General features: G+C 53.5%; 21 protein-coding genes. 11 read left to right on the top strand and 10 right to left on the bottom strand.

Annotated elements, in window-relative coordinates:
* Positions 1-3: 3 nt before the first annotated feature.
* The 6 genes from EFB08_RS00965 to EFB08_RS00940 all read right to left on the bottom strand — a co-directional run bounded on the left by EFB08_RS00965 (position 4) and on the right by EFB08_RS00940 (position 9,024).
* Positions 4-3,054, bottom strand: a complete 3,051-nt coding sequence (locus tag EFB08_RS00965) for a Bax inhibitor 1 family protein (RefSeq protein ID WP_123125042.1) — start codon at positions 3,052-3,054, stop codon at positions 4-6.
* Between the two features lie 6 nt (positions 3,055-3,060).
* Positions 3,061-3,348 carry an Asp-tRNA(Asn)/Glu-tRNA(Gln) amidotransferase subunit GatC gene (gene gatC, locus EFB08_RS00960; RefSeq protein WP_123125041.1) on the bottom strand — a complete coding sequence of 96 codons (288 nt, stop codon included), beginning with the start codon at positions 3,346-3,348 and terminating at the stop codon, positions 3,061-3,063.
* Positions 3,296-4,090, bottom strand: coding sequence for a lysophospholipid acyltransferase family protein (locus tag EFB08_RS00955; protein ID WP_123125040.1), 795 nt, complete (start codon positions 4,088-4,090; stop codon positions 3,296-3,298). The genes gatC and EFB08_RS00955 overlap by 53 nt, the downstream gene beginning before the upstream one ends.
* Before the next feature lie 134 nt (positions 4,091-4,224).
* A complete protein-coding gene (locus EFB08_RS00950; RefSeq protein WP_123125039.1) occupies positions 4,225-4,803 on the bottom strand; it encodes an NUDIX domain-containing protein in 579 nt (192 codons plus the stop codon).
* A 106-nt stretch (positions 4,804-4,909) separates the two neighbouring features.
* Positions 4,910-6,046 carry an N-acetyl-alpha-D-glucosaminyl L-malate synthase BshA gene (bshA, locus tag EFB08_RS00945; RefSeq protein WP_123125038.1) on the bottom strand — a complete coding sequence of 379 codons (1,137 nt, stop codon included), beginning with the start codon at positions 6,044-6,046 and terminating at the stop codon, positions 4,910-4,912.
* A 23-nt stretch (positions 6,047-6,069) separates the two neighbouring features.
* Complete coding sequence (locus EFB08_RS00940) at positions 6,070-9,024, bottom strand: glycoside hydrolase family 3 N-terminal domain-containing protein (protein WP_227006157.1); 2,955 nt, start codon at positions 9,022-9,024, stop codon at positions 6,070-6,072.
* Between the two features lie 377 nt (positions 9,025-9,401).
* Here EFB08_RS00940 and mutL point away from each other — a divergent pair, with 377 nt between their 5' ends.
* From mutL to EFB08_RS00925, 3 genes are all read left to right on the top strand, one after another.
* Positions 9,402-11,249 (top strand): DNA mismatch repair endonuclease MutL, encoded by a 1,848-nt coding sequence (gene mutL / locus EFB08_RS00935; protein WP_123125586.1) that lies wholly within the window; start codon positions 9,402-9,404, stop codon positions 11,247-11,249.
* A gap of 211 nt (positions 11,250-11,460) precedes the next feature.
* Entirely contained in the window at positions 11,461-12,240 is a 780-nt protein-coding gene (locus EFB08_RS00930) for a rhomboid family intramembrane serine protease (RefSeq protein ID WP_123125036.1), read from the top strand.
* Positions 12,241-12,243: 3 nt separating this feature from the next.
* Complete coding sequence (locus EFB08_RS00925) at positions 12,244-13,161, top strand: rhomboid family intramembrane serine protease (protein WP_123125035.1); 918 nt, start codon at positions 12,244-12,246, stop codon at positions 13,159-13,161.
* Positions 13,162-13,220: 59 nt separating this feature from the next.
* On the opposite strand, the gene EFB08_RS00920 is transcribed toward EFB08_RS00925, so the two are convergent.
* Together EFB08_RS00920 and EFB08_RS00915 are read right to left on the bottom strand one after the other, a co-directional pair.
* Positions 13,221-14,168 carry an SPFH domain-containing protein gene (locus tag EFB08_RS00920; RefSeq protein WP_123125034.1) on the bottom strand — a complete coding sequence of 316 codons (948 nt, stop codon included), beginning with the start codon at positions 14,166-14,168 and terminating at the stop codon, positions 13,221-13,223.
* Between the two features lie 70 nt (positions 14,169-14,238).
* The gene (locus tag EFB08_RS00915) at positions 14,239-14,670 is read right to left on the bottom strand and encodes an NfeD family protein (RefSeq protein ID WP_123125033.1); all 432 of its coding nucleotides are present in this window, start codon (positions 14,668-14,670) and stop codon (positions 14,239-14,241) included.
* A 192-nt stretch (positions 14,671-14,862) separates the two neighbouring features.
* Between EFB08_RS00915 and EFB08_RS00910 the strand changes: the two genes are divergently transcribed.
* Positions 14,863-16,152: a metal-dependent hydrolase family protein gene (locus tag EFB08_RS00910; protein WP_123125032.1), complete on the top strand. Its 1,290-nt coding sequence runs from the start codon at positions 14,863-14,865 to the stop codon at positions 16,150-16,152.
* Between the two features lie 97 nt (positions 16,153-16,249).
* On the opposite strand, the gene mdh is transcribed toward EFB08_RS00910, so the two are convergent.
* On the bottom strand, positions 16,250-17,188 hold the full coding sequence (gene mdh / locus EFB08_RS00905) for a malate dehydrogenase (protein ID WP_123125031.1): 939 nt from the start codon (positions 17,186-17,188) through the stop codon (positions 16,250-16,252).
* 237 nt (positions 17,189-17,425) lie between these two features.
* A complete protein-coding gene (gene tilS / locus EFB08_RS00900) occupies positions 17,426-18,754 on the bottom strand; it encodes a tRNA lysidine(34) synthetase TilS (protein ID WP_123125030.1) in 1,329 nt (442 codons plus the stop codon).
* A 49-nt stretch (positions 18,755-18,803) separates the two neighbouring features.
* Here tilS and EFB08_RS00895 point away from each other — a divergent pair, with 49 nt between their 5' ends.
* The 7 genes from EFB08_RS00895 (at position 18,804) to recN (ending at position 26,273) form a co-directional block, all read left to right on the top strand.
* Positions 18,804-20,567, top strand: a complete 1,764-nt coding sequence (locus tag EFB08_RS00895) for an OstA-like protein (RefSeq protein ID WP_125077616.1) — start codon at positions 18,804-18,806, stop codon at positions 20,565-20,567.
* A 78-nt stretch (positions 20,568-20,645) separates the two neighbouring features.
* Positions 20,646-21,503, top strand: coding sequence for an outer membrane protein assembly factor BamD (locus EFB08_RS00890; RefSeq protein WP_227006156.1), 858 nt, complete (start codon positions 20,646-20,648; stop codon positions 21,501-21,503).
* 27 nt (positions 21,504-21,530) lie between these two features.
* Complete coding sequence (locus tag EFB08_RS00885; protein ID WP_123125028.1) at positions 21,531-21,860, top strand: DNA-directed RNA polymerase subunit omega; 330 nt, start codon at positions 21,531-21,533, stop codon at positions 21,858-21,860.
* Positions 21,861-21,874: 14 nt separating this feature from the next.
* A complete protein-coding gene (locus EFB08_RS23950) occupies positions 21,875-22,435 on the top strand; it encodes a flavoprotein (protein WP_123125027.1) in 561 nt (186 codons plus the stop codon).
* 13 nt (positions 22,436-22,448) lie between these two features.
* The gene (locus EFB08_RS23945) at positions 22,449-23,090 is read left to right on the top strand and encodes a phosphopantothenoylcysteine decarboxylase (protein ID WP_317125573.1); all 642 of its coding nucleotides are present in this window, start codon (positions 22,449-22,451) and stop codon (positions 23,088-23,090) included.
* Complete coding sequence (gene porD, locus EFB08_RS00870) at positions 23,072-23,980, top strand: type IX secretion system protein PorD (RefSeq protein WP_165864766.1); 909 nt, start codon at positions 23,072-23,074, stop codon at positions 23,978-23,980. Before EFB08_RS23945 ends, porD begins: the two co-directional genes overlap by 19 nt.
* Positions 23,981-24,614: 634 nt before the next feature.
* The gene (recN, locus tag EFB08_RS00865; protein WP_123125024.1) at positions 24,615-26,273 is read left to right on the top strand and encodes a DNA repair protein RecN; all 1,659 of its coding nucleotides are present in this window, start codon (positions 24,615-24,617) and stop codon (positions 26,271-26,273) included.
* Positions 26,274-26,481 lie beyond the last annotated feature (208 nt).

Raw genomic sequence — 26,481 nt, 5'->3', positions numbered from 1 at the left:
AGGTTATTGCCATTCCTGCAGAAGCGCCTCGCTGGCCTGCAATTGGGGCTCTATTTCTTTTCTAAAAGTAAGGTATTCCTGAGGACTTACCAAAGGTTGCAATTGCTCCAGACCCTGTAGGGCGTAGTCGCGCAGCCCTTGGTTCAAGGCCACTTTCACGTACGCTTTTCGCAACGCCACCGAGGTAGGATTGTACCCGATGCCTTCCAGCAGAAGGTCATATGCCCGCATGGGCTGCTTCTGGGCTACAAAGAAATCGGCGGCAGCCAATTGCCCACTTTCAGACCACGGTGCCCGCTGCAGGAGCTGGTTGAATAGATTAGTCGCGGCTTTGGCATTATTATTACGCTGGGCCAGCAAAGCCTGGTAATAAAGTCTGGTGCCCGCTTCTGCCTTGGTGAAATAGAGTCTGGACAATTCGTTGCTTAGCTGCTCCCCTTTCTGGGTTCTCCACCACAGTTCCGCTTGCAACGTATTCGCCTCCGATTTTAGGCCGTTTTTCGCGAAATCAGCCGGAAAATGGATGCTCAGCAGGTTCTGGGCCGTGTTGAAATTGTTTTCCTGGAGATACCGGGCCACCAGCGGCAAAGCTGCTACCGGCGCCAAAGCCGGGGTGGTGATGGCGTTGGCAACTTTCTCAACCTGGTCCAGGGGCAACGTTGCCGCTTTCAATTGCAGAAACTGTACTTTGAGAGAATCAGGGGAGTTGACGGCTTGCTCCGCAGACATTTGCGTGACAATGGCAATCTGGGTAGCGGCTTTCCGCTGGCCTACATCCGGGAAATCAGAAGCGCCTAAAGCAACTTCGGTGGCTTGCCCGTAATTCCCTGCCAAAGCTGAGGCGATCACCGCATGCAAGTGGGCATCGCGGTAGCCAGCCTGACGGGCCTTCTGAAAATAGTCGGCTGCCAAAGGGTACAGTTTGCCCTGCATCATCCACTGGCCCAAAATGTCATAATAATACCCGGCTGCACCTCCGCTATTGGCCGCTAAGGTCTCAAGGACGGTTTTGGCTTGCCCCGGTTGAGGTACAGAAATATTGCCTTGCTTGAGCAACAATGCTTTGGTCAGAGTCAGGTCATCCAGGAACGGTTGGTTTTCCTCTTGGCGGAGCAAGGTGTTCAAACGAGAAAATGTGGCAGTGCTGTCTTTAGGACTGTCCGCGAAAAGCTGACGGTTGTAAAAGTGCGCAAAGGTTTGGGTACTCAGAGCACTGTCCTGCGGCAGGGCCGGAAGATTTTGCGGTTTAGGTCCTCCCAGCGTCAGTGAAATGGCTAGCCGGTTCGTGAGTAAAGGGCCGTAAGTGCCTGTGGCGTATTGACTGGCAAACTCTTTCGCTTGCTTCGGGAATTTGTGGCTAGCTAAGAATGCCAATTGGTTTGCTTGAATGACTTCAGGTTCCTGGCTCTGGGCTAAGGCGGCATCTAGGTAGAAGCCGGCCGAATCGGTGAAGGCGGTGGTGCCGTACAGCAACCCCAGGTTGTTGAGAAGCGGAGCGTTGGTAGGGAAAGCTTTTACCGCTTCCTGCATCACTTTCAAGTGGTCAAACAGATCAGACGAGGACGTGAAAAGATTGGCTAGGCGAAGGTAGCCTTCCGGTGAAGGTCTTCTATCCAATGCTTCCTGCAAGCGGTGCATCTCCAGGGTACGGCTGCCGCCTTGGTGGTACATATCAGCTAAGGAGAAGCTGGAGCGTTGGTTGTTTCGGGACTGGATGCTAGCCTCGTTGTAGAACTGCTCAGCCAGCAGCGGCTGCTCCTCCGTTTGCCGGTAGAGGTCGCCCAAGTAGTTAAAGTAACCCGCCTGGTGCTGAAAATATAAGGCGTACTGGCTCCGAATCAGCATAACCACCAGGAGCACCGTTCCCATCAGGTACACGGTGAAGTACGGCAACTGGCGTGGGTCATACACTACTTTGAACACCCGTAACTTCTGCTTGATCAACGGCCCGAAATTCACCAGGACGTAGATAAAGAAGGCCACACCGTAGGCCAGATGGGTCAGAATGACGGCACTTCTATAGGCTTGCACCAACGGGTCATTGGCCATCATAAGCGCGTAGCCCAGGTTCAGGAACGTGAGCAAAGCCAGTACCAGGTACAGCGGTGCTGCCTCCGTCTCGAACCGGAAAAAACGGGTGTATTGCCCTTGCCGCTGTTTCAGGCCCCAAAGTCCTACCAAAGCGGAGATCAGGAACACGAGCAGGGCATCCAGGCCGGTGAACTCAAATTGGATCATGCCCGTCTGGCGCAGATACAACAGCAACAGGTTGCCCAGATACAAGGCACTGATGAGCACAAACTGCACCAGTCCAAACCTGCGCTGCGGCTGCTGGGCCTGCGTGTTGAACCAAAGCAACCCGTGCAGGTTCTCGTAGGCCACCAAGACCATGAACAGGACGGCTGCCACAAAGCTGGCCAAGGTGCTGTAATTTACCACGTGTAAGGCGGTAAGCGGTGCCGGCAGCGGGGAGAAATGGAAAAGTGCCAGGCACATGACTGTGATCAGGATGCTGAAGAACAGAAACCGACCCAGGAAAGAAACCCGCGTCCAGAATGCCTGAAACAGGAAGCTCCCGGCACCCAAAGTACCCAGGGCGATGATGAGCAGGATTCGGCTCGTTTCTGAGAAAATGCCCAGTAAATCCAGGTTGAAGGTAGAGAGCCAGAGCATGCCCAACGTTACGGCTGCGTAATACGGAATCCGTTTCAAGGTGCTGGCTAGCGTCCAGAAGAAGGTGAGAGCCACGGCCAAACCCGCAAAATAGACCAAGGTGGCCCACAGCGGAAGCTGCATGTCGCCAATGGCGTAGCGCTCCGTGACCAGGTAGGCATTCACCTCCACCCGCATGGGCGTGAGCAAGGGAGTGGCAGAATCCAGATGGGCTTCAGCAGGGAATAGCTCAGCCTGTTTCTCCAGCGGGAATACGGTTTGCTGCCCATGCAAAAAGCCGTACACCCCAAAGGCGACGGCAATCAGCGCTAATAGAACAAGAAGGGAATACAGGAATCGGCGGCCAGGTTCCACCTGGGGCCAGAACGAAAAAAGCTTCATCCAGGCTTACTCCAGTACTTTAGGAACCCGGAAATAATCTGAATCTTTCCGCGGAGCCAGCTTTAAGGCATCTTCGTGGCGCACAGTGTTCTGGGCGGCATCTTCGCGCATCACGTTCAACTCCTCGGAGATATGGATGAGAGGTTCCACATTTTGAGTGTCTAGCTGGCGCAGTTGGTCTACCCAGTCCAGGATGTTGTTCAGGTCTTTGAGCATTTCCTGCTCTTTGGTCTCGTCAAACTCAAGCCGGGCTAAGTGCGCCAGCTGGCGTAAGGTTTCTATGTTGGTGCTCATGGTTTTTCTGATCTAAGGTCTCTTGAATGATGGTGAAGGTTTGGTTTTTCAGGAACTCCAGGTCCTGCATGGTCAATCCTTCAGTGGAAATAGGTGGATGGATAATCATCTCCAGCGGATGGTACCGGATGATGAGTTTGCCCTTTACATCGGGCAGGAACAGGTGGTTGTACGGCATGGTAATGGGCACAATGGGCACCTGTTTCTCAATGGCCAGCTTGAACGGACCGTCCTTGAACGGCAACAGTTTGCGGCCCGATTCCGGCGAAATCTTGCCTTCGGGGAAAATCACGATACTGCGGCCCGCCTCCAGACTTTGCTTGCTGGCAATATAGGCTTTGGCACTGCTGATGGGGCTGTCGCGGTCCACCGAGATGTACAGCGCGTCATAGATCCTTCCCCACAGCGGCACTTTGGTCAATGATTTCTTGCCCACGAAATTGAGGAAGCCCGGTACGGCGGCCAGGATCATGGGGATGTCAATGTACGAGCTGTGGTTCGGCGCGAACACGTATTTCTGGTTGGGGTTCAGTTGCTCCAGGCCTTTTACCGTCACCGGCATCAGGTACATACGCAGCTGGAACTTGGACCAAAGGCGGTTCAGGTGGTGGGCATGCTTCAGGCGGTTGGGTTTGGCGATCAGCACCCGGAACAAAGGGTACGAGGTGAGAAACGGTAATACAAACCAAGCGGTACACCACACCGAATATGCCTTTTTGCCGATTCCTTTTAACCTGTTCATCTTTTCCAAAATTACGAATTAATAAGAAAAGCACCACACGTGCCTACCGTAAAGCCGTTTTGGCCCTGTTTCCAGGAAAACGGCTTCAAAACGGCAAACGCGTTCTGCCTTGACTTAGTGCCAATTAGGGGTGGTTATTTAGGCCGGCGGGTTAAAAGGATCTTCTCGGCTTTAAGCAGACCGGCAATGCTGATGGCATCCGTGATCTCGCTGTCCATGGCCATGCGCACCGCCTCGTGCAGGGGTAACTTCCAGATTTTCAGATCTTCAGTTTCTTCAAACTCGGTCTCGCCGGCGGTCAGTTCCTCGGCCAGGAAAATAAAGCCTTCCTCATCGGTCACCGAGTTGGAGGTATGGATGCGGCCTATGTTCGTCCACTCGGCGGCAGTGAAGCCGGTTTCCTCCTTCAGCTCGCGCTTCGCGGATTCCAGCGGATCAATCCCAACCGGACCTCCGCCCATGGGAATCTCCCAGGAATACTCGTTCACCGTGTAGCGGTACTGTCCCACGAGCCAGGTATTGCCCTCGTCATCGATCGGGATAATCCCGATTGCCTTGTTTTTCATGGAAACCACGCCGTAGATGCCCCTGCCACCCCCCGGGTTGATCACCTGCTCCTCGCGCACGCTGATCCAGGGATTGCTGTAGATGGGTTTAGACTCTAACGTTTTCCAGGGGTTCTCTTCTGAGTGGTGTGGTTTTTCAAAGTGCATGGCGTTCTCGTTAATGGCCGTAGTGTAACCGCTGTTTCGGGGCTGTTTCAGGTAAAACAGCCCCGAAACAGCTTTTGAATATCTTTCTTAAAAGGGAAAAGGTTCTTTAAACGTGCGTGCGCACGGCCTCGGCGGCCTGTTGGTAGACTTCCTCGTACATGGGCACGATCTTGCCTATCTCAAACTCCTTGGCACGAGCCAGGGCGTTGGCTTTGAAAGTAGGCAACTGATCGTCTTGCAGGAGGAAGAGCGTGTTTTTGACCATGTCTTTCACGTCGCCCACGTTGCTCACGAATCCAGTTACGCCGTGCACGTTCAGCTCAGGCAATCCGCCGGCGTTGGAAGAGATCACGGGAACCTCGCAGGCCATTGCTTCCAAAGCCGCCAACCCGAAACTCTCTTTCTCGGAGGGCATCAGGAAGACATCGGCAATGGAAAGGAGTTCTTCCACGGCTTCCAGCTTGCCCAGGAAACGCACATCGGGCCAGATGCCCAGCTTGCGGCAGAGGTTCTCCATTTTAGGGCGCTCCGGTCCGTCCCCTACCAGAATCAGCTTTGACGGCATCTGCTCGCGTACCTTGGCAAATATCTTAATGATGTCGCCTATCCGTTTCACGCCCCTGAAGTTGGAGGTGTGCACCAGCAGTTTCTCGCCGAACGGTGCAATGGCTGACTTGAAATGGTCTTTACGCTGTTTCTGGAACCGTTCCAGGTTGATGAAGTTGGGGATGACCACAATCTCCTTGTCAATGGGGAAATACTCGTAGGTTTCTTTCTTGAGGTCTTCAGACACGGAGGTGACTGCGTCTGACTGGTTGATGCTGAAGGTCACCACCGGCTCGTAAGACGCGTCTTTGCCCACCAGGGTGATATCGGTGCCGTGCAGGGTAGTGATAACCGGAATCTGGATGCCTTTGGTGAGCAGAATCTGTTTAGCCATATACGCTGCCGAAGCGTGGGGAATGGCATAGTGCACGTGCAACACGTCCAGTTTCTCATACTGCACGATGTCTACCATCTTGCTGGCCAAAGCCAGTTCATACGGCGGATACTGGAACAGCGGGTAATTGGGAATGTTGACTTCGTGGTAAAACAGGTTCTCGTTGAAGTGGTCCAGACGGGCGGGTTGGCTGTAGGTGATAAAATGCACCTTATGCCCTTTCTGCGCCAAGGCTTTACCCAACTCTGTGGCCACCACTCCGCTACCGCCAAACGTAGGGTAGCATACAATTCCAATCTTCATGCGCGTATGTGTTTGCCGCGAAGTTACGGTTTCGGCTCTAACGATTGATATACTACGTCATGAATCCGGGTGCGGATGTTGTATTTGAGAAGTTTATCGTTCTCAGAATCTGGATAGACGCGGTTAGAGAGGAAAATATAAATCAGGTTGTTCTCGGGGTCTACCCAGGTGCCGGTGCCGGTGAAACCCGTGTGCCCGAACGTGCTCAAAGGTGCCAGGTCAGAAGTAGGGCCGTTGCCCTCGGGATCTGGTTTGTCCCACCCTAGGCCGCGGCGGCTGGTTTTGGAGCCGTTTTGGGTAAACTCGGTCACAACCGGTGATTTGAAATACTGCTGTCCGCCGTACTTGCCGTTCTGCAAATCCATCTGCATGAGAATGGCCAGGTCATTGGCATTGGAGAAAAGACCCGCGTGACCGGCCTTGCCGCCTAACATGGCTGCGTTGCTGTCATGCACGGTTCCTTGCAGCGGAACGCCGGGCTTGAACGAAGAACCGGGGGCGGTAGGGGCAATCTGCTCCTTCAGGAATTTATCCAGCGGGTTAAAGGTAAGCGTACTGGCGCCCAGGGGGGCGTAGAAGTTCTGGGCCAGGAAATCGGGGAGGGGTTGGTTCAGGGTGCGCTCCACAATGCGTTTCATGAGGTGCAGTCCCAGGTCTGAGTAGCGGTACTCAAATTTACCGTTGGGGGTGCGTTTTCCCACCAGATCAGACTTCACGATCCACTTCCATACCGCGTCTTCCAGTTTTTTGCTGCTGTACACGCCGGGCACCACCAGGTTATGGTAAGTCTCGGAGGGCAGGCTGTCATAGTAAAGCGGATTCAGTTTGCCGTCTTTCAACGTTTTTGTGTAAAACGGGACGTAAGCCTCCAGGCCTGCCTGGTGCAGCAACACGTCACGCACGATGAGGTTGGCTTTGTTGGAACCTTTGAGCTCGGGTAAATAGGTAATGAGTTTATCATCCAGTTTTAGGCGGCCTTGGTCTTTCAGGAACATCACGGCCTGCAGCGTGGCGGCTACCTTTGTGATGGAAGCCAGGTCATAAATGGTTTTCTCGGTTACCGGCTGGGTACGGTCATAGGTGTAATAGCCGTAGGCTTTCTCCAGCACCACCGTGCCGTCTTTCACCACCAGCACCTGGCAACCTGGCGTGGCGGCGTAGGCAATGGCCTCCAGCGCGATGTTATCGATCTGCTGCAGGATGCCGGAGTTCATGCCCACACTCTCGGGCACCGAGTACCTCAGACGGTTGAGCGAAGGGGTAGAGATGCCGGTACCTACTTTGAACTTCGGCGAAGCCGTGACGGGCAGCCTCCCTTCGGCGGGAAGTGCTCCAAACAATACCTGCGGGATAACCTTGCGGGTGATCTCGTTGTCTTCGTAGCCGCACACAAGCCAGTCGCTGTTCTCGAAGTTCTTCAGGCTGTAGGCATTGCCCATCACCAGCACCACTACCTTTTTGGTAGGATCGCGCTGCAGTTCCCTTATAAACCCTAAGGCGTTACCAGATAGGTTGTAGTTGTTGCCGGGATTGTTGTTGAGGTTGTGCAGCGACACCACCACCACATCGGTACCGGCTAGTTCGCGTTGGATTTTGGCGTATACGCTGTCTGGGGCCATTCGGCTAGTGACCGCAAACTTCTTGAAAGGCGCGTATTTGTCTAAGGTCTGCGTCAGGATGTTGTTCAACCCGGCCCCAACCGAAACCGAGGCAAATTCAGTAGTGTCCAGCACCCGGAACGGAAGCAGATCATTCTTGTTGGCGACAACGGTTACCGCCTGCTCGTAGAGCTGCTGCTGCAACACCTGACTCACCGGGCGGCTCAAATCCTGCGAAAGGTTCTCCAGGTTGATGGGTGTGTATTGGTTCAGGCCGGCCCAGTATTTGGCGTGCAGCATCTTTCTCACCCTGATTTCAATATCCCGCTCAGAAATGGTGCTGTCCGCGATGGCTTTTTTGATGCTGGCGAACGCTTTGGGCACGTTTTCGGAAAACAAGAGCACATCGTTGCCGGCTTTCAAGGCCAGGGCGTCTACCTCGCCGGGCTCATGGTAGCGGGTCACGCCTTTCATGTTCAGGGCATCGGTGAACACCAGACCTTCGTACTGCATCTGGCCTTTTAAGAGGTCGTTTACCAAATAAGGCGATAAAGTGGCGGCGCGGTTCGCGATGGAATCCAGCTTGGGTACGTGCAGGTGCGCCACCATTACGCCCATGACGCCGGCATCAAAAGAGCGTTTGAAGGGGTACAGCTCCACCTCGGTAAGGCGGGCCATGTCGTGGGAAAGGACCGGCAAGGTGAAATGGGAATCAGCGTCGGTGTCGCCGTGGCCGGGGAAGTGCTTGGCTACCGCAATGATGCCGTGGTCCTGTAACCCTTTAATATAAGCGATGCCGCGGGCCGTCACTTTTTCCTTGCTTTCGCCAAAAGACCGGTTCCCTATCACGGGATTGCGGGGGTTGCTGTTTACGTCTATCACCGGGGAGAAGCTTACGTGGATGCCCAGGCGCTTCAGTTTGAGCGCGATCTCGCGGCCCATGAGGTACACATAGCGGTCATCGGGAAGCGCGCCCAAGGTCATCTGTTTGGCAAAGTGCATGCTGCTGTCCAAGCGCATGTCCAGGCCCCACTCGGCATCGGTGGATACCAGTAAAGGAACCTTGGCCAAGCTTTGGTAGCGGTTGGTGAGTTTAGCCTGGCGCACGGGACCGCCCTGCATGAACATGACGCCGCCAATGCCGTATTGGGTGATCAGGTTTTCGATTTCCCGAATGTGGCTCTGCGGTTTGTTGGAGTACGCCGCTACCATGAAGAGCTGACCAAGGCGTTGGTCAGGGGTAAGGGATTGATAGACACTGTCTACCCAGTGTTGCTCCTGTTCAGAAATGTTGCCCCGGCCTTTAGGGCCGAACCCCGATAAAGCCATCCAGGCGCCCATTACTACGGTCAGTAGCCACAGGCTATATCGCTTTAGCATTTCGCAACGCGTAATTTAATTTGAATAACTGTTTCATAGGGCTAATTTCGCAGAGGAAAACTAGCCGCGGCTTTGCTGGCTCTGATCCGTTTTAGGCCGGAATCTGTGAAAACGGCTGTAAAGCGGATTTGTTCAGGGCCGCCCCCTCTATGATTCGGTTTCAGGCCCGTTTCCATAAAACCCGCGCCAAAAGGCCGGGCAAAAGGAGCGGGAAAGAAGCGAAAAGCCAGAAGGTGAGGGAGGTTAGGCCGCCGTTTAAGCTCGTAATATTACTGAAAATTTTGCTTTTGCGCGGTAAAAAATACCCGGGCCACATGGTTTGGCCTTGGGAAAAGCGGTGCAAAGACAGTTCAAATCACACTACGCAGGGAAGATTTATGGCAGATATTATCCGATTGTTACCCGAGTACCTGGCCAACCAGATCGCCGCCGGCGAGGTGGTGCAGCGCCCGGCCTCCGTGGTAAAGGAGTTGTTGGAGAATAGCGTAGACGCGCGCAGCAGCAGCGTAACCTTGATTATCAAAGATGCAGGCAAACAGCTCATTCAAGTAGTGGACGACGGCGTAGGCATGACGGAGACCGATGCCCGCATGTGTTTTGAGCGCCACGCCACCTCTAAAATAAAAACCACCGAAGACCTGTTCCGCATCAAGACGATGGGGTTCCGGGGCGAGGCGATGGCTTCCATTGCAGCCGTAGCCCAGGTGGAGATGAAAACCCGCGCCCGGGGGGCGGAACTAGGCACCTGCCTGACCATTGAAGGAAACGAGGTCATCAAGCAGGAGCCTGTGGCCATGGGCGAGGGAACGGTGGTAAGCGTGAAGAACCTATTCTTCAACGTGCCCGCCCGCCGAAACTTCCTGAAAAGTAACCCCGTGGAGATGCGCCATATTCTGGACGAGTTCCAGCGCGTGGCCCTCGCAAACCCTGAGATCGCTTTCGCTTTGTACCAAAACGAGGTGGAGGTCATGAACCTGCCCGCCGGCAAACTAAGCCAGCGCATTGTGAGCATGTTCGGGAAGGACTATAAAGAGCAGATGGCCTCCTGTGAGGAAACCACGCCCTTCCTGACCGTCAAAGGCTACATCGGGAAACCGGAGTTTGCCCGCAAGAGCCGCGGAGAGCAGTTTTTCTTCGTGAACAACCGCTACATTAAAAGCCAGTACCTGAACCACGCGGTGCTCACCGCCTTCGAAGGCCTGCTGCCAAAGGACAGTTTTCCGTTTTACGTGCTTTTTCTGGAAATCGCGCCGGAAACGATAGACATTAACGTGCACCCCACCAAGACCGAGATCAAGTTCGAGGACGAGAAAACCGTGTACGCCATTGTGCGGGCGGCCGTGAAACAGAGCCTGGGATTGCACAACATCGCGCCGTCGCTGGACTTTGGGGCTGATGTGAACTACATGCCGCTGCAGCCCATGAAATTCCCGGCCTCCATGGATTTTGAGACCGCTCCCGCGCAGGCACCCAGGTCATCGTCAAGTCACCACCAACCTACTACTTTTCCTTCCCGGGCTTCGGGCGGTGGCAGGGGAGAGAGCTATTCAGATTTTGCCCCTACCCGCGAGGTTTCCCGCGCCAACTCAGAAGACACTACCCTGTTCCCCGAGGAAGAGGAAGATTCTTTCGCACCGGCCAAGGCGGGCGTAACCGGCGGCTCCAAGACCCTGCAGGTGCACCAGAAGTATTTGATGGTACAAGTAAAGTCTGGTTTGATGGTGGTAGACCAGCAGGCGGCGCAGGAACGCATCCTTTATGAGAAATACAGCCAGGCTCTGGGCAAACGCACTGGTGCCTCGCAGCAACTGCTCTTCCCACAGACCCTCCAACTCTCGCCCGCCGATTTCTCGCTGGTGATGGAGTTGTCTGAGGAATTCACGGCGCTGGGCTTCGTGTTCAATGATTTCGGGAACAATACGCTGGTGGTAAACGGCATTCCGGCGGAGATCCCGCTGCGCGATGAAAAAGAGCTGATAGAAGGGCTGCTGGAGCAATACAAAAACAACCTGAGTTCGCTGAAAGTAGACCGGCAGGAGAACCTGGCCCGAGCCATGGCCAAACGCGTGGCTTCGCGGCTTACCGGCCGCCTGAGTGATCAGGAGATGAACGCGCTGGTAGATCGCCTGTTTGGGTGCCAGGTACCTAATTACACGCCCAGCGGCCAGAAGACGCTGGTGATTCTGCAAACTGAACAGCTTCAGGACTTGTTTCTTCGCAACTAGTTTTAAGGCGCTTTTCTGGATTTAGGCCAGAAAACAGGCAGAAGGCAGATAAATTCGGCAGCCGAAGGTACCAATAGCGGGTGTTTTGCCGTACTGTTTGTATCAGAACCATTACTTTCGTTCGCTGTTACAGAAGGAGAAAAAGTCCGGGCGGTATGGTTTTGCCCGGCTTTTTCGTTTCCTTTAAACCATATATACTTAACCTCCTGCTATGCCACCCATCACGCCCATGGTGCGTAACCTGCTTATTCTGAACGTGCTGATGTTCTTTTTAAGCGATCGGCTTTTTCCTACGGAACTGTTTGCCTTGCATGATATCCGCTCAGAGGCTTTCCGGCCGCATCAATTTGTCACCCACATGTTCATGCACGGGAACCTAGGTCACTTGTTCAGCAACATGTTCAGTTTGTTTATCTTCGGACCCATGCTGGAAAGGTACTGGGGCGAGATGCGCTTCCTTACCTTTTACCTGATCACCGGGCTTGGGGCCAGTTTTCTGTACTCGGCGGTTCATTACTATGAGATAAGCCAAGTGTTGGAAGGGGCCTCGGCGTTCATGCAAAACCCAGATCCTATTGATTTCCGGAATTTGCTGGAGAAAGCCGGGGTAGACCCAAGAAGCCTGGAGTCTTTCCTGATTGATTTCAACCGCAACGCCACTGACGGCCAGTTGATTCTGCAGGCCAAGGCCTACGCGACCCGTCTCTCAGAGGTGATTTTGAACAGCCCCATGCTGGGAGCCTCGGGCGCGGTGTTTGGCATTCTGATGGCGTTTGGCATGCTGTTTCCTAACACCGAGCTCATGCTGCTATTTTTCCCTATTCCCATCAAGGCCAAGTACTTTGTGCTTATGTATGGGGCGTTTGAGTTGTACTCTGGCTTTAACCGGAACCCGGGCGACAACGTGGCGCACTTTGCGCATTTGGGCGGGATGCTTTTTGCGTATATATTATTGAAACTTTGGGAGCGGCAACGCAACAACTTCTATTAACCTATGACCAGTATTTTTGACGATATCCGTTCAGCGTTCAGCCGGGGGAATAATGCGCTGCACCAACTCATTTTCCTCAATGTGGTGGTGTTTGCGGTACTCATTATCCTGCGCACGGTCATGACGTTGAGTGGCTCGGGTGGCACGTTCGGGTACCTGATGACGTTCCTGAGCATGCCCTCTAACCTGCAGCTCTTCGCGTTCCGGTTCTGGACCATCATCACCTATTTCTTCACCCATCTGGAGTTCTTCCACATCCTGTTCAACATGCTCAACCTGTACTGGTTTGGGATGTTGATAAGGGAGTACCTGGGAGACAAACGGCTGGTGAACCTGTACGTGCTGGGCGGTTTAGCCGGCGGACTCATTTACCTGCTGAGCTACAACACCATTCCGTACCTGCAGTTGCGGGCCGAGGGGTCTTTCATGATGGGGGCTTCGGGCAGCGTAATCGCTATTATGGTGGCTGCTGCCACTTTGTTGCCTAACTACACCTTCAACCTCATTCTGATCGGGCCTATCCGGATCAAATACATTGCCTTGGTGATGGTGCTGCTCTCCATTTCAGGGGCAACCGGCGGAAACGCGGGGGGAAACATTGCCCACTTGGGCGGGGCTATCCTGGGCTTTTTCTACGTACGCCAGTTGCAGCGGGGCTCTGACATGGGACGACCCTTGCAGGCTTTTCTGGGCTTCTTCAGAGGGTTGTTCCAGCGCCGTTCTCCGTTGAAAGTAGCTTATAAAAACCCCAATCGGCCTTACACGGCCTCGGCCGGTTCTTCCATGTCTTCTTCTATTGGTACTCCCGGCAATCCTTCGCAGTTGGAGATTGACCAGATCCTGGATAAAATTTCGGTATCGGGGTATGAAAGCCTGACCAAGGAAGAAAAGCAGAAGCTCTTTAAGGCCAGCCAGAAGTAAATTCACCTTTGCTTAAAATGAGAACGCCTCCCTGAGTTGATCAGGGAGGCGTTCTCATTTCAGGAAACCTTGTCTCCGTTTTGGGCTGGTTTTAACGAAACGAGGCTGGAATCAGGTTTCTCTTTGCTGCTTCTCAGCATGTCTCCGATTGCCCCGATATTGCCCAAGGTTTCTACCGCGGCAGTAGGCAGGAAGATTTTATTGGCTGGTCCCATAGACATTTTCTCCAAAGCCTCAAAGGACCGATAGGTGAGGACCCGTTCATCCAACCCTGCCTCAATCAGCAACCGAATACGGGCTTTCTCGGCCTCGGCGATGTCAGAGATGGCTTTGGCCTGGCCTAAAGCATCCAATTCCATGGCAGCCCGTTCCCCCTCGGCCCGAAGTATTTTACTGGCCCTATCTCCCTCGGCCCGTAGGATCATGTCTTGTTTGGCAGCCTCGGCCTCCAGAATGGTGGCGCGGCGGTTCCGTTCGGCTTTCATCTGTTTGTCCATGGCTTCCTGGATGTCCAGCGGCGGTTTTATGTCGATGACCTCCACGCGTTCAATGCGTACGCCCCATTTTTCGGTGGCCTCATCCAGCGCCGTCCTGATTTCCGCGGAAATCCGCTCGCGGCCCGAAAGCGTCTCGTCCAGTTCCAGATTCCCGATGATCTGGCGCATGGTGGCCGTAGTGATGTTCCGCACGCCCAGTACGTAGTCAAAGATGCCGTAAGTCGCCTGTTCGGGACCCACTACCTGGTAGAACACAATGGTGTCAATGAGCACCTGTACGTTGTCCCGGGTGATCACCGACTGTGGCGGAACGTTCGTCTGCTGGATGCGCAGGTCATGGTACACCCGCACCCGGTCCACAATGGGAATGAACAGGTTCAGTCCCGGGTGCATGAGGCGCTGAAATTTGCCCAACCGTTCTACCACACCCACCCGCTGCTGCGGAATAATGCGGACAGAAAGCGCCAATAGCACAATAACAGCGGCCAGAATAATAAGAGAGGTGGTCATAATTGTAGGAAATGGATTGTGTAAGTGAGTAAATGACGGTTTTGCCTGGCCAGAGGAAAGCTGGCAGAGGTTATTTGATGGGCACTACCTGTAGAACGGTGCTGCTCTGGCTTACCACCAGAACCCGTTGCCCCATGTCCAACTCTTCCTGCGCCTTAGCGGACCAGACCTCGTTCCCAACCCGCACAATGCCCAACCGGCCGGGAGCTATTTTCTCCACCACCTCGCCATGCAGGTTAACCAGCTGGTGAGAAGGGTCATGGTATCCGCGGGCCAGTCTTGCCCGGGCAGTCAGGGGTTTGGTCAAAAGCAGGAGCAGCAAGGCGCTGGAGCTGGCCCCAACTGGCGGGAGCCACAGGTTTTCCGGGAAAAAGTAGGCCAGCACGGCAGCTACCAGTGCAGCAATGCCCAGCCACAGGAGGTAAAAGGTTCCGGTCAACATCTCCGCCACCAGCAGCAGGATGCCCGCAATGAGCCAAAACCACCAAAATGCTAGGTCCATGAATTTCTGTGTTTTATGTAGTCAAGATAACCATTTTCAAGGGGATAAGCAAAGCCCGGTAAGAATTGGTTTTACCCTGACTTGTGTAAAATGGCCATAAAATAGAGCCACGAACGGCAGTGGCAGGTTTCGCTCTAGTTCTCCTGAATTTTAGTACTTTAGGCTATCTAAACCTACCCTGATTATTACCCTATGAAGAAATATTTCTACTCGGTGGCTGCCTTTGCGTTGGTAGTTTTTTCTAGTATGGAGGCCCTGGCCCAAAGAACGTATCTGCACTGCGGCAACCTGATTGACGGCGTAAAAAACCAGCCCCAAACAGAGATGACGATCATCATTGACGGAAACCAGATCGTAAGCGTGGAGAAAGGCTACACCACTCCAACTGCCGGGGCCAAGGTCATCGATCTGAAAAACAGAACCGTGATGCCAGGATTCATGGACATGCACGTGCACTTTGAAAGTGAAACCAGCCCCACCGCCTACGCCGAGGCGCTTTCCTTAAATCAAGGGACCATTGCATTCCGGTCCATCAACTACGCCGAGAAAACCCTGATGGCGGGCTTTACCACCGTTCGGGATTTGGGCGGAAGCGGCGTGAATGTGCAGTTGCGCAACGCCATTAACCAGGGGCTGGTAAAAGGTCCGAGGATGTTTGTGGTAGGCAAAGCCATCTCGGCCACTGGCGGCCATATGGATCCCACCAACGGCTACCGAGCTGACCTCCAGGGCGATCCGGGTCCGGCGCATGGCGTAGCCAACGGCCCTGATGAATGCCGGAAAGCCGTGCGCTACCAATACAAGAACGGAGCCGATTTGATTAAAATAGCGTCCACGGGCGGAGTGTTGAGCGTAGCCAAAGACGGCTCTGCCCCGCAGTTCACCGAGGAGGAAATCAGGGCCATTGTGCAAACGGCTAATGATCTGGGCCTGAAAGTGGCGGTGCACGCCCACGGAGCTGAAGGAATGAAACGAGCCGTGCGGGCGGGCGTGACCTCAGTAGAGCACGGCACCCTGATGGATGAGGAAACCATGAACCTGATGAAAAAGAATGGCACCTGGTACGTACCCACCCTCACCGCCGGAAAATCAGTGGCCGATTCAGCAAAGATCAAAGGCTACTACCCAGCCTTGGTGACACCCAAAGCTTTGGCCATCGGACCTCAGTTACAGGGCACTTTCGCGAAAGCGTACAAAAAAGGCGTGAAGATCGCCTTCGGCACCGATGCCGGAGTGTTCATGCACGGAAGGAACGCGAAAGAATTTGAATACATGGTAGAAGCAGGCATGCCCGCCATGGAAGCCATTAAAGCCGCCACCGTCTACGCCGCTGATCTATTGGGTATGTCAGCTAGACTGGGCACCATTGAAAAGGGCAAGTTCGCCGACTTTGTTGCCGTAAGCGGGAACCCTTTGCAGGATATTAAGCTGTTGCAGCAGGTGAGTTTCGTGATGAAGGATGGGATGGTGTACAAGCAGTAAATCGTTTTATTGCCGTTTTCTACAGAATGGGTCCAAAACAGGAGAGCCCGGCTAATTGGCCGGGCTCTCCTGTTTTAAGGCTGTTTATAGCTAGTGCTTAGGCGTTGGCGGGCATGTTATCCAACACGTCCATTACTTCGCGCACGGCTTTCTCAGAGGCTCTCAACAAGGCCATTTCGTCTTCGTTCAGTTGCAGCTCAATTACTTTCTCAATACCGTTTTTACCTAGCACCACCGGTACACCCAGGTAAGTGCCGTTGATGCCGTATTCGCCTTCTAGTTTGATACAAACCGGGAATACGCGTTTCTGGTCGCGCACGATGGCTTCTACCATTTGGGCAGCTGCTGAACCCGGAGCATACCAGGCGGAGGTACCCATCAGTTTCACCAGTTCGCCACCACCGTTTTTGGTGCGGTCTACAATGGCGTCCAGTTTGGCAGAGTCAATCAGTTCGGTTACCGGGATACCACCAACCGTAGTATAGCGCGGAAGCGGAACCATGGTATCGCCGTGGCCACCCATCAGAACCGCCTGGATGTCTTTGGGAGACACATTCAGTTCCTCGGCCAGGAACGCGCGGTAGCGGGCGGTATCCAGGATACCGGCCATTCCCATTACTTTGGTGCGGGGCAGTTTAGAGGTGATATGAGCCGCGTAAGTCATCACATCCAGCGGGTTAGACACCACAATAATGATGGCCTCAGGCGAGTGCTTGATCACGTTCTCGGTCACGGAACGAACGATGCCGGCGTTGGTGCTGATCAGGTCGTCGCGGGTCATGCCGGGCTTGCGGGGCAAACCGGAAGTAATCACCACCACGTCAGAGTTGGCAGTGCGGGTATAATCATTGGTAACACCCACGGTGCGGGTGTCATACAGGTTAATCGGCGATTTCTGCCAGATATCCAATGCCTTGCCTTCGGCGAAGCCTTCTTTGATATCCACTAACACTACTTCATTGGCGATTTCGCGGTACGCTAAAACGTCGGCACAGGTGGCCCCAACGTTACCAGCTCCAACTACGGTTACTTTCATTCTGTTTTATTTTGGTTAGGTTAATGTACTTATCTAGACTACGCGGTGAATTTAGGAAAAACCCCGCCACCTGAAAATTATTAATTGCTGATTGTTAATTGTTGATTGTTGTTTAGGGGCTGTTTTTCTAAAAACAGCCCCTAAACGCAAATTAGTCTCTTTTTCTATTTGCCAATAATCTGGCTGAAGTGATGACCATTCAAGAACAATCAACAATCAGCAATCAACAATGAATAATTAAGCCCGGGTGACGGTGATTTCCAGAACTTGCTGGGTGTTCTCCGTGACTTTGAACCGGTTGTCCAGTTGCTGGCCCAAGACCCACGTCAGCGACGCGTCCGAGACTAATACCCAGACATCGGGTTTAAGGTTGGCCGGGATTTTACGGTCGATGAGCAGGTCGCTTACTTTTTTCTTGCCGTTCATGCCTAGTGGGATAAACCAGTCACCTTCTTTCCAAGGGCGCAGCTTAAGCGGGAACTTCACCAGATCAGCGTCTAAGGCGGCCACGTCTTTGGAGCGCGGCACCTTGTAGCCCTCAGCGGGTTTTCGGTTGAATTTGGCCAAATAAGGGCCGAAACGCAGTTCAGTGGTCTCCTCCGGCACAGTCACGCTCCCGAATTTCTCCAGCGGCTTGGCGGTGATGACCAGGTCCTCGCGGTCTTTTACCAGCACGTGGGTAGGAGAGGAGAACGTTTTGCCAGACTGGGCTTCCCAGGCAGCCGCGATTTCCTGGGCTTGGCTGTAGGAGAAGTGGAACGGTTTTAGCAGCTCGTGCAGCAGAACCACGGGCGCGGGGCTGGCTTGCAGCGGGGCAATAGAAAGATAGGTAGCTCCGTTCTCCACGCGTTGCGTTTTAGCCTTCATTTCCAGAAAAGAGGCCTGAAAAACGGCCTCGGCACCTTGCAGCCTTTCCAGCGTGGAGGTGAAAGTCTCTTCCAGGTTGGGGTTTAGTTTCTTGAGCACCGGGATGACCTCATGGCGCACCAGGTTGCGGTTGTACTTTCGGCTCTCGTTGCTGGAATCTTCCCGCCAGGCTAGGCGTTTGGCTACCAACCAGTCATACAGATCGTCTTTGGTGAGGCCCAGCAGCGGACGGATGAGGTTCCCGTTTTTGGGCAGAATTCCGTGAAGTCCGGCCAAACCGGTGCCGCGCACCAGATTCAATAGCACAGTTTCCAGGGCATCGGACTGGTGGTGCGCCGTGGCGATAAGGTCATAGCCCAATTGCTGGCGCATCTGCTCAAACCATTGGTAGCGCAGGGTGCGGGCCGCCATTTGGGTGGAGATGCCTTCCTGCTCGGCAAAGGCTTGGGTCTGGAACTGCTCGCTGTAAAAAGGCGCGTCGTACTGTTTGGCCAGCTTGCGCACAAACAACTCATCGGCCTCAGATTCCTCGCCGCGTAGCCCGAAATTGCAGTGCAGCACCGCAAACGGGAATTTGAGGCGGTGCAGGACATCGGCTAAGACCACTGAATCAAGGCCTCCGCTGACGGCGGCCAGAATGCGAGTCTCGGCAGATGCCAGTTGGTGGGTGGTTATATAGTGTAAAACTTTCTCGAGCATCGGTGAAGGAAGGGTATTTTTAGTAATTTTGTTTCTATTACACGAATTGATGAAGTTCACAAAGATAGGTTTAGTATCTCTTTTCTCCCTGTTCTCGGTTGTTTTGGCTTTTGGGCAGGGCACACCCGCTTCCGCGCCACAAGGGAACGGGCAACCGGTGGAGGTATCGGCGAGTACGTTGCAGTCTGGTAGGTACAACGGCGAGGAGGTGCGGCGGTTACTGGGCAACGTGGTCATGCGCCAGGGCCAGACTACGTTGACTTCAGACTCGGCCTATCAGTACGCCAGCGACCGCAACAAGCTGGAGGTTTTTGGGAACGTGCACATCACTCAGCCCGGTATGGATGCCACCAGCGCCACCGCCAGCTATGACGGTACCCGCCGCATCGCCAACATGCGCGGCGGCGTAACCCTGCGCGACGAGCAGATGACCCTCACCACCCCTTCGCTGGATTATGATTTGAATGCCAAACGCGCCTACTATACCCAGGCCGGGAACATTGTGGGTCCTGATTACACCATCAACAGCCAGTTGGGTACCTACACCTCTGAAGACAAAGTTCTTACCTTCAAGAAAAACATCAAATACATAGGCCAGAATGCCGAGGTGCTGAGCGATACCATGTCCTATAACACGGTGACCAAAGTGGTGGAGTTTTTCGGGCCGACTACTATTAAATCTCCGGACGGCACGCTGTACGCTAACCGCGGCACCTACAACACCGTCACCCGCGAGTCTAACTTCCGGGGCAACGCCAGCATCAAAACCCCCGATTACCTTATCAAAGGCGAAGTGTTGACTTATGACAAATTCAAGGAGTACTATACCGCCTCCAAGAACGTGTCCATGACGTCCATCAAAGACACTACCATCATTACCGGGCAGACGGCGCTGTACTGGCGGGCAAAGGGGAGGGCCAAAGTCTACGGGTCGCCGGTGTTGCGTACCATTTCCAAACGCGATACCATGTACCTTTCCGCTGATACGCTGGTCTCGGTGGAGAACGTGAAAGACAAAACCAAAAAGGGCAAACTGTTCGCGTACCACGATGTGCGCATCTTCAAGTCTGACCTGCAGGGCCTGTGCGACTCGCTGACCTATGACCAGCAAGACTCCATCATCTTCATGGACCGCAACCCGCGTTTGTGGGCCAATAAAAACCAGATGACCGCTGACAGCGTGGTCATGCAACTGCGCGGCAATACCGTGGACCAGATGCGGATGTTCGGGAACTCCTTCGCCATATCTATTGACACGCTGGAAAATTATAACCAGGTGAAAGGGCGCAACATGGTAGCCCGGTTCGCCAAAGGCAAGATTCGGCGAATAGACGTGAACGGGAACGCTGAAAGCCTTTACTTCGCCCTGCAGGGCGATACCACCACCATGGGCATGAACCGGGCCGTGAGCAGTGACATGCGCATGATGTTCGACGAAGGAAAGGTGCAGTACATCACGTTCCTGGAACAGCCAGATGCCAAACTTATTCCGCCCCATGAACTTAAAGACCCCGACAAACGTCTGAAGGGCTTTGAGTGGCGCAGCGATGAAAAACCCACCCGCGCGTTTGTGCTTCAGAAAAGGGGTGGTAAGAAAACCGCTCCCAAACCAAAAGGACGCACCGCTGTTCCCCCGGTTTCTGCCAAGGCTGGTCAAACCAACAAAAGCAAAGCATCGGGAGTAACCGGGGACAAATCGAAGGCGCCTACCACCAGTACCGCGAAACCTGTCTTGCCGGCGCCCGTGCAAAAGCAAGCTGTTCCAAAAAGGCCTGTAAGAAGTGGGCCGGGTTTCAAACGGATGGGTTCCTGATCTGATGAGGGTATACTCTAGGGCCTTGGTTCTTCGTTATATGTATATTCAAAAATTTTTCGTTATTTTTGCGCGCTTATGACCAAACGCATTCTTTCCTATTTGCCCCTGGTGCTCATCGTCTTTCTTTTAGGCGCTTGTGGGCAATACAATAAGATCCTGAAAAGCGACGACGTAGACAAGAAGTACGCCGCGGCTCTCTCTTACTATGAAAAAGAAGAGTATGAAAAAGCCGGAGCGTTGCTGGAAGACCTCATGCCCCTGTTAAAAGGCCGCAGCGAGTACGAGAAGGCCAATTTCCTGTACGCGTATACCAAATACCACCAGCAACTGTACCTGGAGAGCTCTTTCCATTTCACCTCGTTCGGGCAAACGTTTCCACGCAGCCAGTACGCCGAAGAGGCCGCTTTCATGAACGCCCGCTCGTTGACCAACGAATCTCCGTCTGAGAACCTGGACCAACAGAACACCGTTCAGGCGATGTCTGCCCTGCAGGAATTCATGCGCCGGTACCCGCAAAGCAAATACATGCAGGAAGCCAACACCATCTATGATGAGCTTTCCCGTAAGATTGAGGTAAAAGCCTTTGAGAACGCCAAACAGTACTACAAACTCACCAACTACGATCCGCAGTACTACAAAGCGGCGGTAGTGACCCTGGAGAACTTCCGGAAGAGCTATCCGTCCTCAGTGTACAACGAGGAGGCGGCCTTCCTGCGCATAGATGCCCAGTACAACTACGCCAAGGAAAGTATTGAGTCAAAGCAGCGCGATCGTTATGCCGAGGTGGTGACCATGTACCAAACCTTTGTGGATGCCTATCCTAAAAGCAAGTACCTGCGTAACGCTGAGAACCTGTACGACGCTAGTCGCGAGGCTTTGGAGAAACTGAGCAAGACGCCTGCTCCCGCCGCTGCAACGGCAACCACTAAATAATTTTGTAAACCCCAATTCACTAGACATATGGCCCAAGTACCAGCATCTATCGTAACGCGTAACATTTCTGACCTGGCGGTTGAGACCGGTAACGTATATGAGTCTATTTCCATTATCTCTAAGCGTGCCAACCAGATTGCCGTGAAGGTGAAAGAGGAATTGAACTCCAAACTGGCCGAGTTTGCCACCACCGTGGATAACCTGGAAGAGGTGTTTGAGAACCGCGAGCAGATTGAGATATCTAAATACTATGAGCGCCTTCCTAAGCCTACCAACATGGCCATCGAAGAGTTTGTAGAAGGAAAAGTATACTTCCGGAACGCCGATGACGAAGAGCAAACCTCTTCCGCGTTTTAATTACCCGTTTCTGAATGCTTCGGCATAAGAAAATACTCCTGGGGGTTTGCGGTAGCATAGCGGCGTACAAAGCGGCGTTGCTGGTGCGGCTCCTCATCAAAGCAGAAGCAGAAGTGCAGGTGATCCTGACCACTTCTGCTTCTGCTTTTATAACCCCTGTCACTTTAGCTACCCTCTCCAAACGGCCGGTCTTAACCGAGTTCGTGCGCGATGACAACTCCGGGCTCTGGCACAATCACGTGGAACTGGGCCTCTGGGCCGATGCCATGGTCATAGCGCCTGCCAGTGCCAATACGGTAGGCAAGTTCGCCCACGGCCTGTGCGATAACCTTTTGTCAGCTACGTACCTCTCGGCGCGCTGCCCCGTGTTTGTGGCCCCGGCCATGGACCTGGACATGTACCAGCACCCGGCCGTGCAGGAAAATTTCCGGTTGTTGCGCTCTTACGGGAACCACGTGATTGAAGCGGGGCACGGGGAACTCGCCAGCGGATTGATAGGGCAGGGACGGCTGGCCGAGCCCGAGGAGATTGTTCAGGTTTTACAACAGCATTTTATCTCACAGAACATTGTTTAGCGGCAAGAAAGTCTTGATCACTGCCGGGCCTACCTATGAGCCCCTGGACCCGGTACGCTTCATCGGGAATCATTCCACCGGCAAAATGGGCTACGCTTTGGCAAAAAGCCTGGCTGATGAAGGAGCCGAGATTTTCCTGGTTTCCGGTCCCACAGCACTTACGTTAAAGCATTCGCAGGTACACCTCACGAATGTCATGACCGCCGATGAAATGTTTGCCGCCTGCGCCCAGATCGCACCTGAAGCCGATCTCTGGATTTTCGCGGCGGCTGTGGCTGATTACAAACCGAAGGATACCGCTGCTTCCAAAATAAAAAAAAGCGACGCAACTTTTACCATTGAGCTGGTAAAGAACGTTGATATAGCAGCTACCCTGGGCCAGCAGAAGCGCATTGATCAGTTTGCCGTAGGCTTCGCCCTGGAAACCGATCAGGAACTGGAGAATGCCCGCGGCAAGCTCTTGAAAAAGAACCTGGATATGGTGGTGCTCAACTCCCTCCGTGATCCTGGTGCCGGGTTCAAGCATGATACCAATAAAATCACCATCGTAAAGGCGGAAACCGTAGAGGAATACGAACTCAAAACCAAGGACGAGGTAGCACAAGATATTCTGGAATCCATTAAAGCTGAATGGGCATGTTTGCAAAAAAAATAGGAGGGGTGTTGCTGACACTTCTGTTTCCGTTCTGGGTACAGGCGCAGGAACTGCGTTGCGAGGTGACCGTGAACAGCGAGCAGGTACAGGCCACCGACCGGCAGGTGTTTCAGCAGATGCAGAACGCCATCTCCGAGATCATGAACAACACCCGCTGGACCAGCGATGTCTACCAGAACGAGGAGCGCATCCGGTGCAAAATGTTCATCACGCTTCGGGCCATGCCCCAGATTGGCGTGTACGAGGCCAATACCCAGATCATCTCCAGTAGGCCAACTTACGGTACCGGTTATGAGACCACGGTGCTTTCTTTTGTAGACACCAAGTTTGAGTTTGAGTACAACCCGGCGCAACCTTTGCAGTACGCGCCTAATACCTATACCTCCAACTTAACGGCCATCCTGTCTTTCTATGCTTACACCATCATCGGAATGGACAATGACAGCTTCTCACGGCTAGGTGGAGCCAATGCCTTGGCAGAGGCCAATAACATTGTGAACCTGGTGACGTCTGCCGGCGCGGCCGGGGGCGGATGGAGCGCCACCGCCGATACCCGTAACCGTTATTGGCTCATCAATAACCTGCAAGACCCCCAGTTTGAACCTTTGCGTTCGGCCCTTTACCTGTATCACCGCCAAGGGTTAGATCTGATGACCCAAGACCCTGAGAAAGCCCGCCAGAATATCCTGGAAGCCCTGCGTAACATTCAGCAGGTGGCTCGTATCAGGCCAGGAGCCGCTGCCCTCCGGTCTTTCTTTGAGGCCAAAGCCACCGAGTTGAGCAACGCCTTCGCCTCTGCCACCCCGGCCCAAAAACAGCAAGCCTACGATCTCCTTACCCAGGTAGACCCAACCAACCGTGCCAAATATGAGCCACTGACTAGGCGCTAAGTCTCTGTTTAAGGCCTATTTTCAGGAAAATACCTGTAAAACGAGTGCTCCCTCTTCTGCCAGTTCAAAGCAGAAGTAGGAGCACTCGTTTTAGCTTTGGGGCATTCGAAAGCCTTGACAAACAGCATAAACAACTCAAATGATCAGCTTGTGAAGGTTCTTCTTGAGGAATGTTTTTAGCTTCCGTTTTCAGGCCAGTTTTTCAAAACCAGGCCTAAAGGGCAAAGGTATGGGTTGACCCGATGCATCATTCCGGAGTACTTCATCTTCCAAGTGGGCAGGACTTTACAATGAGAGAAAAATCACGTTTCTTTAGAAGCCGTTGTTCGGCAAAAATCCATTGGTTTTCGATTAAGTAAAAGGGCGGGTTTTATGCCGATGACTGGAACAGAGAGGAGGTGAAGGTTGTTGATGATTCCGGACCAAGGACCAGTACGTAGAGAAGTTGTACCGTTTACCCTCTTCGCACGTACTGCAAGAGGAACCTGGCTTTGATAGGATTTTCCAATCGCGGCAGCGGTTTTCGTTAAATAAATATTAGGCTATATTTATTAGTTTCGAGACTAAATAAATTAGCATCTTTGTCTATTGGAGTACACCATACACGCAAAACAGAAACAGGCATTCCTACCTTATGCTCGTAGATCTTAAGATAAAAAATTACGCCCTTATTGAGCAGCTGGAGCTGCAACCCTCGCCGCTGCTGAACATTATCACCGGGGAAACCGGCGCCGGAAAGTCCATCATGCTGGGTGCCATTGGCCTTTTGCTGGGAAACCGCGCCGATTCTAAACTGCTGTTCAACCAGAACGAGAAGTGCGTGATTGAAGGCTCCTTTGATATTGCGGAATACAACCTGCGGCCCTTTTTTGAGGAAGAGGACCTTGACTTTGAACCCGTGAGCTTGCTGCGCCGCGAAATCAGCCCCTCGGGGAAATCACGCGCGTTCGTGAATGACACGCCCGTGACCCTGGATCAGTTGCGCCGCATCGGGGAGCAGCTCATGGACATCCACTCTCAGCACGACACGCTGCTATTGGGCGACCAGGCATACCAGCTGAACATCGTGGATTTGTACGCCCAGAACGAGGAACTGCGGAACCAATACGGCATGGCTTACCGCACCTATAAGAAGCTGGAGCGGGAGTACAAAGACCTGGAGAAACAACTGGCCCAATCTGAAAAGGAACTGGACTACAATACGTACCTCCTGAACGAACTCTCCGAAGCCAACTTTCAGCCTGAGGAACAGGAAAGCCACGAGATAGAGCTGAAGCAACTGGAGCATGCCGAGGAAATAAAGCTGAAGCTGAGCCAGGCCTTGCAGTATATCTCGGAAAGCGAGTACAACGCCGCTGGGGCGCTTAAAGACGCCAGTCACCTGGTAGGACAAGTGACGGAGTTCGGCGAAAGTTTTCAGACCCTGAAAGAGCGCCTGGACAGTTGTCTCATCGAGCTCAACGACATTGCAGGGGAGCTCGAAGATGCCGAACGTAAAACCGAGGCAGATCCACAGCGCGCCGAGCAACTGCAGGAGCGCCTGGACCTGATTTATACCCAACAGCGCAAGCACCAGGTGCGTACCGTTGAGGAACTGCTAACCCTTCAGGCCGAGTTGGAGGTAAAGGTGAGCAGCGTCCACAACCTGGATGCCGCCATTGAGAAAACCCGGAAAGCGCTGGCTGCCGCCTTGGAGGAAGTGGAAACCCGTGCCCAGGAATTATCAGATAGCCGCACGCGTGTTTTCACCATTTTCCAGGATGAATTGCATAGCCTGCTCTCCGAGTTGGGTATGCCAAACGCCCGGGTAGTCATGGAACATAAAACATCAGTCCCCGCGCCAACCGGTATTGATATTGTCAACATCCTGTTCAGCGCGAACAAGGGTGCTGCCCCGCAGACCTTGAGCAAAGCCGCCTCGGGCGGAGAGTTCTCCCGTCTGATGCTCTGCGTGAAGTACCTTCTCGCCGATAAAACCGCCCTGCCAACCATTATCTTCGATGAGATTGACACCGGTATCTCCGGGGAGATTGCCGTAAAAGTGGGTAAAATGATGCAACAGATGTCGCAGAAGCACCAGTTGATCTGCATCTCGCATTTGCCGCAGATGGCTGCCCAGGGTGAAACCCATTACTTCGTTTACAAAGAGGATAGGGCAGAGCGCACCGTGAGCCGCATCCGTCAGTTGAGCCACGAAGAACGGGTGGTGGAAATCGCGCAGATGATTGCCGGGGCGAACCCTTCAGAGAACGCCTTCCAAAGCGCGAAAGAGTTGCTGGCATTGAGTGCTTAGAAAAGCCATATCCGTTTAGAGCCTGTTTTGCTGAAATGAAGCCATAAGCGCTTGCCAAAGTGGAGTCTCCCCTCAGGTAAGTTAAAAAGGGGGTGTTTACATCTGCTGATCATGGCGTTCCTCTGGAGGGGCAATCCCTTGTGGTTGCCCTTGCGCCAGCTACTGTAATACAGGTTGTTGGTAATAACATCAACCACGGCACGCTAAT

The organism is Rufibacter latericius (assembly GCF_003721515.1).
Classification (GTDB): Bacteria; Bacteroidota; Bacteroidia; order Cytophagales; family Hymenobacteraceae; genus Nibribacter; species Nibribacter latericius.
The sequence above is the reverse complement of the archived record's forward strand: the minus strand, read 5'-3'. Positions and strand labels throughout refer to the sequence as shown.

What these genes read in the sequence shown, in the direction of transcription:
- EFB08_RS00965 (WP_123125042.1), bottom strand. Translation starts at nt 3,054, where the DNA reads ATGAAGCTTTTTTCGTTCTGGCCCCAGGTGGAACCTGGCCGCCGATTC.
- gatC (WP_123125041.1), bottom strand. Translation starts at nt 3,348, where the DNA reads ATGAGCACCAACATAGAAACCTTACGCCAGCTGGCGCACTTAGCCCGG.
- EFB08_RS00955 (WP_123125040.1), bottom strand. Translation starts at nt 4,090, where the DNA reads ATGAACAGGTTAAAAGGAATCGGCAAAAAGGCATATTCGGTGTGGTGT.
- EFB08_RS00950 (WP_123125039.1), bottom strand. Translation starts at nt 4,803, where the DNA reads ATGCACTTTGAAAAACCACACCACTCAGAAGAGAACCCCTGGAAAACG.
- bshA (WP_123125038.1), bottom strand. Translation starts at nt 6,046, where the DNA reads ATGAAGATTGGAATTGTATGCTACCCTACGTTTGGCGGTAGCGGAGTG.
- EFB08_RS00940 (WP_227006157.1), bottom strand. Translation starts at nt 9,024, where the DNA reads ATGCTAAAGCGATATAGCCTGTGGCTACTGACCGTAGTAATGGGCGCC.
- mutL (WP_123125586.1), top strand. Translation starts at nt 9,402, where the DNA reads ATGGCAGATATTATCCGATTGTTACCCGAGTACCTGGCCAACCAGATC.
- EFB08_RS00930 (WP_123125036.1), top strand. Translation starts at nt 11,461, where the DNA reads ATGCCACCCATCACGCCCATGGTGCGTAACCTGCTTATTCTGAACGTG.
- EFB08_RS00925 (WP_123125035.1), top strand. Translation starts at nt 12,244, where the DNA reads ATGACCAGTATTTTTGACGATATCCGTTCAGCGTTCAGCCGGGGGAAT.
- EFB08_RS00920 (WP_123125034.1), bottom strand. Translation starts at nt 14,168, where the DNA reads ATGACCACCTCTCTTATTATTCTGGCCGCTGTTATTGTGCTATTGGCG.
- EFB08_RS00915 (WP_123125033.1), bottom strand. Translation starts at nt 14,670, where the DNA reads ATGGACCTAGCATTTTGGTGGTTTTGGCTCATTGCGGGCATCCTGCTG.
- EFB08_RS00910 (WP_123125032.1), top strand. Translation starts at nt 14,863, where the DNA reads ATGAAGAAATATTTCTACTCGGTGGCTGCCTTTGCGTTGGTAGTTTTT.
- mdh (WP_123125031.1), bottom strand. Translation starts at nt 17,188, where the DNA reads ATGAAAGTAACCGTAGTTGGAGCTGGTAACGTTGGGGCCACCTGTGCC.
- tilS (WP_123125030.1), bottom strand. Translation starts at nt 18,754, where the DNA reads ATGCTCGAGAAAGTTTTACACTATATAACCACCCACCAACTGGCATCT.
- EFB08_RS00895 (WP_125077616.1), top strand. Translation starts at nt 18,804, where the DNA reads ATGAAGTTCACAAAGATAGGTTTAGTATCTCTTTTCTCCCTGTTCTCG.
- EFB08_RS00890 (WP_227006156.1), top strand. Translation starts at nt 20,646, where the DNA reads ATGACCAAACGCATTCTTTCCTATTTGCCCCTGGTGCTCATCGTCTTT.
- EFB08_RS00885 (WP_123125028.1), top strand. Translation starts at nt 21,531, where the DNA reads ATGGCCCAAGTACCAGCATCTATCGTAACGCGTAACATTTCTGACCTG.
- EFB08_RS23950 (WP_123125027.1), top strand. Translation starts at nt 21,875, where the DNA reads ATGCTTCGGCATAAGAAAATACTCCTGGGGGTTTGCGGTAGCATAGCG.
- porD (WP_165864766.1), top strand. Translation starts at nt 23,072, where the DNA reads ATGTTTGCAAAAAAAATAGGAGGGGTGTTGCTGACACTTCTGTTTCCG.
- recN (WP_123125024.1), top strand. Translation starts at nt 24,615, where the DNA reads ATGCTCGTAGATCTTAAGATAAAAAATTACGCCCTTATTGAGCAGCTG.